The organism is Micromonospora sp. NPDC051227, from assembly GCF_044455385.1.
Taxonomy (GTDB): Bacteria; Actinomycetota; Actinomycetes; order Mycobacteriales; family Micromonosporaceae; genus Micromonospora.
Genome location: NZ_JBITET010000007.1, coordinates 87277 through 99941, shown reverse-complemented (window position 1 = coordinate 99941; position 12665 = coordinate 87277). Strand labels below are relative to the sequence as shown.

Genomic DNA, 12665 nt, shown 5'->3' with positions numbered 1-12665 from the left:
TCAGGTAGGGGCCTTACACTCGACGTGCAGTCGAGGACCCGAGGAGGAGCCCTGCTCATGGACGCCGACGAGATCGACGCCGGACGGGCGCGCTGGCAGGCCCGGTACGACGCCGCGCGCAAGCGGGACGCGGACTTCACCACGCTCTCCGGCATGCCGGTGGAGCCGGTGTACGGGCCGCCGGAGGGCGCCACCTATCCGGGCTTCGAACGGATTGGTTGGCCGGGCGAGTATCCGTACACCCGGGGTTTGTACCCGACCGGCTACCGCGGTCGGACCTGGACGATCCGGCAGTTCGCCGGCTTCGGCAACGCCCAGCAGACCAACGAGCGCTACAAGATGATCCTCGGCGCCGGCGGCGGGGGGCTCTCGGTGGCGTTCGACATGCCGACGCTGATGGGCCGCGACTCGGACGACCCGCAGGCGCTCGGCGAGGTCGGCCACTGCGGCGTGGCCATCGACACCGCCACCGACATGCAGGCACTCTTCGACGGCATCGACCTGGCCGGCGTGACCACCTCGATGACCATCTCCGGTCCGGCCGTGCCGGTGTTCTGTATGTACCTGGTCGCCGCCGAGCGGCAGGGCGCCGACCTGTCCAAGCTGGACGGCACCCTGCAGACCGACATCTTCAAGGAGTACATCGCGCAGAAGGAGTGGCTCTTCGACCCGGAGCCACACCTGCGCCTCATCGGCGACCTGATGGAGTACTGCGCCCGGGAGATCCCGCGCTACAAGCCGCTGTCGGTCTCCGGCTACCACATCCGTGAGGCCGGCTCGACCGCTGCGCAGGAGCTGGCGTACACCCTGGCGGACGGCTTCGGCTACGTCGAGCTGGGCCTCTCGCGTGGGCTGGACGTGAACGTCTTCGCGCCGGGGCTGAGCTTCTTCTTCGACTCGCACCTCGACTTCTTCGAGGAGATCGCCAAGTTCCGCGCCGCCCGCCGGATCTGGGCCCGCTGGCTGCGCGACGTCTACGGCGCGACCAGCGAGAAGGCCCTGTGGTTGCGGTTCCACACCCAGACCGCCGGGGTGTCGCTGACCGCGCAGCAGCCGGTCAACAATGTCGTACGCACCGCCGTCGAGGCTCTCGCGGCGGTGCTCGGCGGCACGAACTCGCTGCACACCAACGCGCTGGACGAGACCCTGGCGCTGCCCACCGACGAGTCGGCCGAGATCGCCCTGCGTACCCAGCAGGTGTTGATGGAGGAGACCGGTGTGGTCAACGTGGCCGACCCGCTCGGCGGCTCCTGGTACGTCGAGGCGTTGACCGACAAGATCGAGGCCGAGGCGGAGGAGATCTTCGCCCGGATCCGGCAGCTCGGCGGAGACGGGCCACACCAGATCGGCCCGATGACCTCGGGCATCCTGCGCGGCATCGAGGACGGCTGGTTCACCGGGCACATCGCCGAGTCGGCCTTCGTCTACCAGCAGGCCCTCGAGAAGGGTGACAAGAAGATCGTCGGGGTCAACTGCCACACCGGCACGGTCGCCAAGGAGCTGGAGATCCTGCGCATCTCGCACGAGGTGGAGCTGGAGCAGCGCCGGGTGCTCGCCGAGCGCAAGAGCGCACGGGACGAGTCAGCGGTCCGCGCGGCGGTGACCCGGATGATCGAGGCGAGCCGTACCGACGAGAACATGATCCCCGCCATGCTCGACGCGGTCCGCGCCGAGGCGACCCTCGGCGAGATCTGCGACGCCCTGCGCACCGAGTGGGGCACCTACCGAGAGCCAGCCCGCTTCTAACCCCCAACCCCACCCCCTCCGCGGTCTTGCAGTTTGTGCGCCGACATAAGGCATGAATGCGGCGTACCGGCGACAGAATGTGCAAGATCGCGGGGGGCGGGGACGGGGCGTGAGAGTTGCAACGTCGGGGTTGCGGGTGAGCTGAGATCGGGGGCTCACGTGCGAGACTAGGTAACCATGAGCGACCCACGGATCACCTCGTCGATCTTCACCCGCGGCGCGGTCGACCTCAGCACGCTGCGTGGCCCCGCACCAGCAAGTACCCGCCCCGGCACGCCCCCTCAGGGCGGCCCGTCAAACGGCGCCCCCGGCGCGCCCACCACCGGCGGTGACACCGCCATCGTGGACGTCACCGAGGCGACCATCCAGTCCGACGTGCTCGAACGCTCGATGGCCACGCCCGTCGTCGTGTTCTTCGGTGCGGCCGGCTTCCCGGAGAGCGACGAGTTCGCCCCGGTCCTGGAGCGGCTGAACGCCGAGGGAGGCGGCACCTGGGTGCTGGCCCGGGTCGACGTGCAGGAAAATCCCCGAATCGCCCAGATGTTCCGGGTGCAGGGCATCCCCATGGTCTACGCGGTCGTCGGCGGCCAGCCGGTCGACGCCTTCTCCGGAGTGGTTCCCGAGGCTCAGCTGCGGCAGTGGCTCCAGGCCGTGCTCAAGGCCGGTGGCGTGACCGTCGCCGAGCCGGAGGACCCCCGCCTCGACGAGGCGGACGATGCGCTGATGAGCGGCGATCTGGACGCCGCCGAGCAGGCGTACCGGAAGATCCTCGCCGACGCCCCGGCGGACGCCGCGGCCACGGCGGGGCTGGCCCAGGTCGGGGTGGCCCGTCGGGTGGCCGGCGCCGACCCGTCCGCCGCGCTGGCCGCCGCCGAGAGCGCCCCCGACGATGTCGCCGCCCAACTGCTGGCCGCCGACATCGAGGTGCTCAGCGGCCTGGCCGAGCAGGCGTACGCCCGGCTCGTCAGTCTGGTCCGCCGCACCGCCGGTGAGGACCGTGAGGCGGTTCGCCAGCACCTGGTCTCGCTCTTCTCCATCGCCGGCCCGGACGATCCGGCGGTCGCCTCGGCACGTCGGGCCCTGGCCAGCGCCCTGTTCTGAGTTCGTAGCACGCCAGCGCGGGCCGGCGTTCCGGCCGGCCCGCCCGACCACCGAGGACGGGAGCTCATGATGCGCCGGATCGCCGTCCTCGACGCGCCGACAAATCTCGGTCTACGGCCGCCGACGCCCACGTCGGTCCCGGGCTGCGCCAAGGCGCCCGGGGCGCTGCGCGACCACGATCTGCTGGCCCGGCTCCGCGCCCGCGACGCCGGCTGCGTCACTCCCGCCCGTTACGACCCGGGCGACTGGCGGCCCGGCGACGGGGTGTGCCACGCCCGGGAGATCGCCGACTACTCGTTGGCCCTCGCCGAACGCATCGGCTCGATCATCGACCGGGGTGAGTTCCCGGTGGTGCTCGGCGGCGACTGCTCCGTGCTCCTCGGCTCGGCCCTGGCCATGCACCGACTGGGCGAGGCCGTCGGCGGGCGGATCGGGCTGGTCTTCGTCGACGGGCACTCCGACTTCCGGCACCCCGGCAACGCCTCCTACGTCGGCGCGGCCGCCGGTGAGGACCTGGCCCTGGTCACCGGGCGAGGGCAGGCCGACCTGGCCGCGCTGGAGGGCCGCCGGCCCTACTTCCGCGACATCGACGTGGTGGTGCTCGGCATCCGCGCCCAGGACGAATACCGGCTCGACCTCCAGGCCGCCGGGATCACCACCCGACCGGTGCCGGCGCTGCGCGCCGAAGGTGCCGCCCGGACTGCCCAGTGGGCGCACGAGCAACTCGCCGACTGCGCGGGTTACTGGGTGCACATCGACGTGGACGTGCTCGACCCGGCGGTGATGCCCGCCGTGGACGCCCCCGACCCGGGCGGAATCGCCTTCGCCGAGCTGGAGATCCTGCTCGCCGGCCTGGTTGACACCCCGCACTGCCTCGGCGTGGAGCTGACCGTCTTCGACCCCGACTACGACCCGGACGGCTCGTACGCGGCCGAGATCGTCAACACGGTGGTCGCCGGTCTGGCACCGGTGACCGCCCCGGAAGCCGTGCCGCCCCGACTGCTGTCGGCCCGCCCCACGCCCTCCCCGCGGCGCGGCAACGGCCGGGCCGCGACCGCCACCACCGATTTCTCCGACCGTGCCGAGCGGCTCGACCGCGCCGAGCGTCCCAACCGTGCCGAGCGGCTCGACGGGCTGGTCAGGCTTGACGGGCTCGACAGTGCTGAGCGGGTTGCGAGGCTTGAATTCCCCGCTGACATCGACGCCGCTGACATCGACGCCGCCGATGTCGGGCTCGCCGATGTCGGGCCTGCCGGCGTCGGTGTCCCCGGCGTCGGTTCGTCGGTGGCCGCGGTGCCGTACGACGTCCCGGCCGAGGGGGAGTCGCCCGGCACGGGCGGACCGGCCCACTCCGAGCCATCGGGCGTCGCGGCCAGTGTCGCGCCCCTGGTCGAGCGCGAACCGGTCGGCCCGCCGGCGTCGGCCGGCCCAGGTCTCCTGCGACGCTCCGCCCCGTCGACCCAGAACCCGCCCGACAGGCACGAAGCCGACACCGCCTGACCCGGCCCTCGCCCCCTAGCCTTGATCGACTCGGTTTCAGTGGAACCGGGGTGTCCGAGTGGCTCGGACACCGCAGTTTCAGCAGAACCGAGTGGATCAAGGCCGGACGCCGGGCGTTGGCCCCGAGGCAAAGGCGGGATGCCCCGGTGGGGGCCCCGGACAGCCCAGGGCCCCGCCGGGAGCCCAGCAGGGCCCCGGGGTGGTGGGGTCAGGGGGTTGGGAGGGCGCGGAGGAAGCGCTCGGCCATCGGGACGGCCGAGGCGGTGCTGGCCCCGCCCTTCTCCACGAAGACGGCAAACGCCACGTCGCCCCGCCAGCCGACGAACCAGGCGTGGGTGTGTGCCGGGTTGTCGTCGTACTCGGCGGTGCCGGTCTTGCCGTACACCTCGCCCGGCACATCCTTCAGCGCGCTGCCGGTGCCGGCGGTGACCACCTCGCGCATCATCGTGCGCAGCGCCGCGACGGACTCTGGCTTGAGCTGCTCGCCTGCCGGGGCAGGCTTGGCCGGCGCCGGGTCGATCAGCAGCTTCGGCTGCTCGAAGCGGCCGCGGGCGACGGCGGCGGTGGCGCCGGCCATGGCGAGCGGGCTGACCAGCGTGGTGCCCTGCCCGAACGACGCGGCGGCCTGCTCGGCCGGGCTGCCGCCCGTCGAGACCTTGCCGGTGAAGGCGTCGGTGCCGAGGTCCCACTGACCCTCCAGGCCCAGCGAGCGACCGGCGGCGGCCAGCCCGTCGCCGCCGAGCTTCGGGGCCAGCGCGGCGAACGCCGTGTTGCAGGACTTGGCGAAGTCGGTGCGGAAAGGCACCGAGCCGAGCTCGAAGTTGTCCGAGTTCTTGAAGGACCGGCCATCCACGGTGAAGGTCTTCTTGCAGTCCACCGGCCCGTCGAGAGTGACCGCGCCCCGGTCCAGCAGGCCCAGCGTGCTGACCATCTTGAAGGTGGAGCCCGGAGGCACCTGGGCGTCGAAGGCCAGATTCTCCCCGGCCGGACCGGGGCCGTTCGCGGCGGCGAGCACGGCGCCGTCGCTGATCCGAAGCGCGACCAGGGCGGACCGGCGCGACTCAGCGCGCAGTGCCCCGTCGGCCGCGTTCTGGACGGCGACGTCCAGCGTCGTCTTCAGCGCCTGCCCGGGCTGCGGCTCCCGGCGGAACAGCTCGGCGCCGGTGGGTTCGAGTTTGCCGCCCTCGGCCGGACGCTCGACCACCACGGTCAGCCCGGGGCCGCCGCGCAGTCGTTCGTCGTAGCGACCCTGTAGCCCCCCGTGCCCGACCAGATCGCCGACGACGTACCGGTCGGGGTGTGCGGCGAGGTCGTCGGCCTGCGCCGGGTCGACAGTGCCGAGCAGCGCACGGGCGAACTCGCGGGTGGGCGCCAAGTCGATCTTGTCGGAGACGAACTTGGTGCCGGGCAGGTCGTAGATCCGGGGCTTGATCTGCCGGTACGCCTCCTCGCGGAGCGACACCACCTCGACGAATGCGCCCGGCTCGGCCTTGGCCACCCGGTCGGGCAGGTCGGCCAGGTCGACGCCGGGGACCAGCGCCGGGCGGATGGCCTTGAACGCCGCGTCGAGGTCCTTGACGAGCTTCTTGAGGTCGGCGACCCCGTTGGGCTGCACACCCACCCGGACCACCGGGCGCGGGGTCACCAGCGGCTTTCCGGCGTTGTCCAGCACGGCGGCGCGGGCACCGGGGTCGCGTCGCAGCGCCAACCTGTCGCCCTTGGTGAGCTGCTCGTGCACCACCTTCGGCTCCCAGATCACCTGCCACTGGTCGTCGTCGCCGTGGGCGAGCCGCACCTCCCGGTCGTACGCCCAACGGGTCTGACCGGGCAGGGCCCACTCCACCTCAACGGTCGTGGTGGCGATGTCCTTCGTGATCTTCGGGTCGCCGCGACGCGTCAGCTTGGGCGGGGTGGCCGCCAGCTCACCGGAGAGGTCCTTGATCTCGCGCGCCACGTCGGCCGACGGCAGTTTCGAGCCGAGCGGGTCGATCAGACCGACCGCCTGAAGGTCACCGCTGCGCCAGCCCGCGAGGAAGGCGTCGACGGTGCGCTGCGGCCCGTCGTCACCGGAACAACCGACCAGGAAACCCGCCGCGAGCAGCGCCGTGGTGACGGCGGCGGCGAGCCGGCGGGCGGGGTTCGGCCGGTGGGGCCGGGGGTACGTCAAGGGCATGAAGCTGGTCCTTCCGATCTCGGACTGCCCTCGCACGGTAGTACGGGAACGCCGTCCCCAACGTCCCCCAGGTGCTCGGCCGCGCTCAAAGACGGGCCGCGCCCGTGTGATGAACATCGCGTGGCGGGGTATCCCGCAGCCGGCCAACCTCGGACCCGCAACGGGTGAAAGGACAAAGTCCCGATCCGGACGTCTGGCCAGTGGTCCGCCGATGAAGGCGCAGAGCGGCAGGGCCTAGGCTGGGCGGCAGAGTGACCCACAACGCGGTGGGTCGAGGGGAGTGGCACCGATGGACCGGCGTCCGGCGATCAAACCGGAACCCGACCTCCGGCAGGATGACTCCGGCCGGAACGATGACAGCTTCGATTCGGCGACCGACGGGGACGGCTACGGCCGACTCGACACGGGAGTCACCGGGCTGACCGGGTCGAGCATCGACACCATCTACGATCTGGGTCTGCCAGCCGAGGCGCTGGCCGACGACGTGGAGGACGCCGAGCTCGACGAACCCGTCCCCAACGCGGAGCGCCTGGTGGCACAGGCCGTCGCGCTCGCCGGGGACGACCACGACGTGGCGACACTTGTCGGCCGTTTCTGGCGGTTCGCACCGGACGAGGAGCTGGTCGGCTTCACGGCGGAAGAGATGCTCGACGCGGCCCGGGCACACCGGGATCTCGCCCAGCAGCGGGTGCCGGGCGAGTTGAAGCTGCGGATCCACGAGCCCCACGCCGACCAGCACCACACGGTCGTCGAGATCGTCACGGACGACATGCCGTTCCTGGTCGACTCGGTGACGGCGCTGCTCAACTCGTACCACCTCGACGTGCACCTGCTGGTGCACCCGCTGGTGGTGGTGCGGCGGGAGCCGCTGGGCCGGCTCACCGAGGTCTCCGCGGATGTGGAACCGGACGACGCGATCGCCGGCGACATCATCGAGAGCTGGATGCGGATCGAGATCGACCCGGTCCGGGACGCGGCCGAACGGGACCGGTTGCGCCGCGAGTTGCAGCGGGTGCTCACCGACGTGCGGGAGGCGGTGGAGGACTGGCCGAAGATGCGTCAGCGTGCCCTCGCGCTCGCCGACGAGCTGGCGTCCGCCCGTACCTCCGACAACCGCCCACCGGTGCCGGAGAAGGACATCACCGACTCGGTGGAGCTGCTCCGGTGGCTCGCCCAGGACCACTTCACCTTCCTCGGTTACCGCGAGTACCGGTTGGTGGACACTGACGGCGGCGACGCCGCCGACGCGGTAGACGGCAAGGCGTTGGAGGCGGTGCTCGGCACCGGTCTGGGCATTCTGCGCTCCGATTCGCCGGACGCGCGGTCGCTGGCCTCGATGACGCCCGAGGCGCACGAGAAGGTGCTGGAGAAGCGCCTGTTGATCATCACCAAGGCCAACTCGCGTGCCACCGTGCACCGCTCGGCGTACCTGGACTACATCGGCTTCAAAATCTTCAACTCCGCCGGTGACGTGGTCGGTGAGCGGCGCTTCCTGGGCCTGTTCTCGACGGCCGCCTACCGGACCAGCGTCCGCGAGCTGCCGGTGGTACGCCGCAAGGTGGCCGAGGTGCTGGACCGCTCCGGCCTGAGCCAGCGCAGCCACTCGGGCAAGGATCTGATCCAGATCCTGGAGACCTACCCGCGCGACGAGCTGTTCCAGATCAAGACCGACGACCTCTACCACGCGGTGGTCGGCGTGCTGCGGATGGCCGGCCGCCGGCAGCTGCGGGTCTTCCTGCGGCGGGACGCGTACGGGCGGTTCATCTCCTGCCTGATCTACCTGCCCCGGGACCGGTTCACCACGCAGAACCGGCTGCGCATGCAGGACATCCTGCTGCGTGAGCTGAACGGTGTCGGGGTGGACTACACCACCCGGGTCACCGAGTCGATGCTGGCTCGGGTGCACTTCATCGTTCGTACCGACCCGACGCGGCCACCCGGCGACATCGACGCCGACCTGCTCGCCGAGGAGTTGGCCGACGCCACCCGGCTCTGGGACGACGACTACCGGTTGGTGCTGGAGCGCAAGCTCGGCGACGAGCAGGCCAAGCACCTGTTCACCCGGTACGCCGACGCGTTCCCGGAGGGCTACAAGGACGGGCACACGCCGTACGAGGCGATGAAGGACCTGGCGAAGCTGGAGCTGCTGGAGGAGCCTGGCCAGCTGGAGATGCACCTGTTCCGCAAGCAGTTGGCGCCCCGGCCGGGCACCCGGGTACCGGGAGCCGACCTGGCCGAGGCGATGGACGTCCGGTTCAAGGTCTACCGGTACGGCGAGCCGATGATGCTCTCCGCCGTGCTGCCGGTGCTGCACTCGCTCGGCGTACGGGTGGTCGACGAGCACCCGTACGAGGTGGACCGGATCGACGGTCGGGTCTACCTGTACGACTTCGGCCTCATGCTGCCCGAGGGGCATCACGAGCTGGCCGAGGTGCGCCCGCACGTGGAGAACGCCTTCGCGGCGGCCTGGCGCGGCGAGGCCGAGGTGGACCGGTTCAACGAGCTGGTCCTGCGCGGCGGGTTGACCTGGCGGCAGGTGGTGGTGCTGCGGGCGTACGCGAAGTACCTGCGGCAGGCCGGCACTGTCTTCTCGCAGGACTACATGGAGCAGACCTTCATCGCCTACCCGAAGCTCGCCGCGTTGCTGGTGGAGCTCTTCGAGACCCGGTTCGCGCCGGGCGAGTTGAGCACCGAGCAGCGGCAGCAGCGCAGCGGTGAGCTGGTGGAGACGATCCGGGGCGCGCTGGACGACGTGGCGAGCCTCGACCAGGACCGGATCCTGCGCTCGTACCTGACGCTGATCGAGGCGACCCTGCGGACCAGCTTCTACCAGAAGCGCGCCGACGGGCGGCCGAAGGCGTACGTGGCGTTCAAGCTCGACCCGCAGGCCATTCCGGACCTGCCCGCACCGCGACCGAAGTTCGAGATCTTCGTCTACTCGCCGCGCTTCGAGGGTGTGCACCTGCGGTTCGGGCCGGTGGCCCGGGGCGGGTTGCGCTGGTCCGACCGTCGGGAGGACTTCCGTACCGAGGTGCTGGGCCTGGTCAAGGCGCAGATGGTGAAGAACACCGTGATCGTGCCGGTTGGCGCCAAGGGCGGCTTCGTGTTGAAGCAGAAGCCGGGCGACCGGGACGAGGCGGTCGCCTGCTACCAGGAGTTCGTCGGCGCGATGCTGGACGTCACCGACAACATCGTCAGCGGGCAGATCGTGCCGCCCGAGGACGTGGTCCGGCACGACGGCGACGATCCGTACCTGGTAGTGGCGGCCGACAAGGGCACCGCGACGTTCTCCGACATCGCCAACGAGATCTCCAAGAACCACAACTTCTGGATGGGCGACGCGTTCGCGTCCGGCGGATCCGCCGGCTACGACCACAAGAAGATGGGCATCACCGCCCGGGGCGCCTGGGAGTCGGTCAAGCGGCATTTCCGTGAGCTGGGCCTGGACACCCAGACCCAGGACTTCACTGTGGTCGGCGTCGGCGACATGTCCGGCGACGTGTTCGGCAACGGAATGCTGCTCTCCGAGCACATCCGGCTGGTGGCCGCCTTCGACCACCGGCACATCTTCCTCGACCCGGAGCCGGACGCCGCCACCTCCTACGCGGAGCGTCGACGGCTGTTCGACCTGCCCCGTTCCTCCTGGGAGGACTACAACCCGGAGCTGATCTCGGCAGGTGGCGGCATCTTCCCGCGTACCGCGAAGTCCATTCCGATCACCCCGCAGGTCCGGGCGGCGATCGGCCTGGACGACGACGTCACGCAGCTGTCGCCGCAGGACCTGATGAAGGCGATCGTCACCGCCCCGGTGGACCTGTTCTGGAACGGCGGCATCGGCACCTACGTCAAGGCCTCCACCCAGACCAACGCCGAGGTGGGCGACAAGTCCAACGACGCGATCCGGGTGGACGGGCGCAACCTGCGCTGCCGGGTGGCGGGCGAGGGCGGCAACCTGGGCTGGACCCAGCTCGGTCGGATCGAGTACGCGTTGACCGGTGGCCGGATCTACACGGACTTCATCGACAACGCGGCCGGGGTGGACACCTCCGACCACGAGGTGAACATCAAGATTCTGCTGAACACCGCGGTGGCCGACGGCGAGTTGACCACGGCCGAGCGGGACGAGCTGCTGGCCGGGATGACCGACGAGGTCGCCGAGCTGGTGCTGAGGGACAACTACGACCAGGCGCGGGCGATCAACAACGCCCAGGCCCAGGCCGCCTCGCTGCTGCCGGTGCACCGCCGGATGATCAACGAGCTGGAGCGGTCGGGCGGGTTGGACCGGGCGTTGGAGGCGCTGCCTCCGGACGAGGAGTTGGCGGTCCGCAGCGAATCGGGCCTGACCGCGCCGGAGTTCGCGGTGCTGCTCGCGTACGTGAAGATCGTCCTGGAGCGGGAGATCCTCACCGAGGGGTTGGCCGACGAGGAGTGGACGACCGACGTCCTGGTCAACTACTTCCCGACGCCGATGCGCGAGCGGTTCGCCGACCGGATGGGCCGGCACCGGCTGCGCCGGGACATCGTCACCACAGTGCTGGTCAACGAGGCGATCAACAGGGGTGGCATCTCGTTCATCTTCCGGGTGGTCGAGGAGACGGCGGCCAGCGCGGCCGACGTGATCCGGGCGTACGTGGTGATCAGCGAGGTGTTCGGTCTGCGCGACCTGTGGGACGCGGTCGAGGCGCTGGACAACAAGGTGGCGCCGGAGCTACAGACAAGCGTCTACCTGGACACCCGTCGGCTGCTCGACCGGGCCGTGCGGTGGCTGGTCTCCAACCGGCGTTCGCCGATCGACGTGCCGGCCGAGATCGCCCGGCTGCGCGGCGGGGTCACCCGGCTGCTGCCTGGGCTGGAGGAGCTGTTCTACGGCAACGAGCGCCAGGGCATCGCCGCGCACATGGACTCGATGACCGAGCGTGGGCTACCCCGCGAGCTGGCGGAGCGGGCCACCCGGCTGATGTACAGCTTCGGTCTGATGGACGTGGTGGAGACCGCGAACGCCAGTGGACGGGACGTCAGCGAGGTGGCCTCGGTCTACTTCGTGCTGTCGGACCTGTTCCGGGTGGACTCGCTGCTGTCGAAGATCTCCCTGCTGCCGCGGGAGGACCGCTGGCAGACGTTGGCCCGGATGGCGCTGCGGTACGACCTGTACGCCGCGCTGGCCGCGCTCACCGCGGAGGTACTCGACTCCACCCCGGACGACCTGCCGCCGCACGAGCGGGTGCAGCAGTGGGAGCAGTCGAACGCCACCTCGATCCACCGGGCCCGGCGGGCGATGGGTGAGTTCGACGAGTCGCGGGCGGACCTCGCCGCCCTGTCGGTGCTGCTGCGCCAGATCCGCACCCTGGTGCGGACCTCCGCGGCCGCCTGAGTCAGGTACACCGGACGCGGTCCGGCCGGTCGGGGGTGACCTGACCGGCCGGACCGCGTTTCGTTCGTCGTGGGTCACGCCGCCAGGGTGGCGAAGACGACGATGTTGTCCGGGTAGCTCTTCGCGGCCTGGTCGAACTGACCACCGCAGGTGACCACCCGCAGGCTGGGCCGGTCACTCGGCCCGTACACCAACTCGGTGGGGAAGGCCGTCTTCGGGTACGACTTCACCGAGTCGACAGTGAAGGTGGCCGGCACTCCGTCGGCGCGGCGCACGGTGACGGTGTCGCCGGGGGTGAGAGCGCCGAGGTCGAAGAAGACGGCCGGGCCGAGCACCGCCGAGTCCACGTGCCCGACGATGACCGCGTTACCCGTCTCGCCGGGGCTCGCACCGGGCTCGTACCACCCGGCCTGGTCGGCCTTGTCCAGCGGGGGGACCTGGACGGTGCCGTCCGGGTTGGTGCCCAACGACATGATCGTCGCGTCGACACCGATCCGGGGGATCTCGATGCTGGTCGGTGCCGAACGGGCCAAGCCGGCCGCCGCCTGACCGGCCGGCTGCCCGTCGACCAGCGGGGCATCGTCGGCGGTGCTCGCCGGCGCGGTGGCCTGGGGGCCGGCCTGGGCCAGCGGCTGCGGCGGTCGGGGAGCGGGCGTGGTCTTCAGTGAGGCGCCGATCATGCCGGCGCCGATCATGGCGACGGTGACGACGACGGCCGTGCCGGCGGCACGCCACGGTTTCCCGTGGCGGCCGCCGGCCGGTGTCGCCGTCACG

General features: G+C 71.0%; 5 protein-coding genes and 1 pseudogene. 4 read left to right on the top strand and 2 right to left on the bottom strand.

Annotated features, from left to right (window positions below; all coding sequences use genetic code 11):
• Positions 1-57: 57 nt before the first annotated feature.
• From ACIA47_RS18985 to ACIA47_RS18975, 3 genes and pseudogenes are all read left to right on the top strand, one after another.
• Positions 58-1746: a methylmalonyl-CoA mutase gene (locus tag ACIA47_RS18985; protein WP_396709475.1), complete on the top strand. Its 1689-nt coding sequence runs from the start codon at positions 58-60 to the stop codon at positions 1744-1746.
• Positions 1747-1923: 177 nt separating this feature from the next.
• Entirely contained in the window at positions 1924-2847 is a 924-nt protein-coding gene (locus ACIA47_RS18980) for a tetratricopeptide repeat protein (protein ID WP_396709473.1), read from the top strand.
• 66 nt (positions 2848-2913) lie between these two features.
• Positions 2914-3882: pseudogene (locus ACIA47_RS18975) on the top strand (arginase family protein); the annotation flags it as partial.
• 673 nt (positions 3883-4555) lie between these two features.
• On the opposite strand, the gene ACIA47_RS18970 reads toward ACIA47_RS18975, so the two are convergent.
• On the bottom strand, positions 4556-6520 hold the full coding sequence (locus tag ACIA47_RS18970; RefSeq protein WP_396709471.1) for a penicillin-binding transpeptidase domain-containing protein: 1965 nt from the start codon (positions 6518-6520) through the stop codon (positions 4556-4558).
• A 289-nt stretch (positions 6521-6809) separates the two neighbouring features.
• Between ACIA47_RS18970 and ACIA47_RS18965 the strand changes: the two genes are divergently transcribed.
• Positions 6810-11891 (top strand): NAD-glutamate dehydrogenase, encoded by a 5082-nt coding sequence (locus tag ACIA47_RS18965; RefSeq protein ID WP_396709469.1) that lies wholly within the window; start codon positions 6810-6812, stop codon positions 11889-11891.
• A gap of 74 nt (positions 11892-11965) precedes the next feature.
• Here the strand turns inward: ACIA47_RS18965 and ACIA47_RS18960 are convergent, their stop codons facing one another.
• Positions 11966-12664, bottom strand: coding sequence for a class F sortase (locus tag ACIA47_RS18960; RefSeq protein ID WP_203122572.1), 699 nt, complete (start codon positions 12662-12664; stop codon positions 11966-11968).
• Position 12665: the final 1 nt, after the last annotated feature.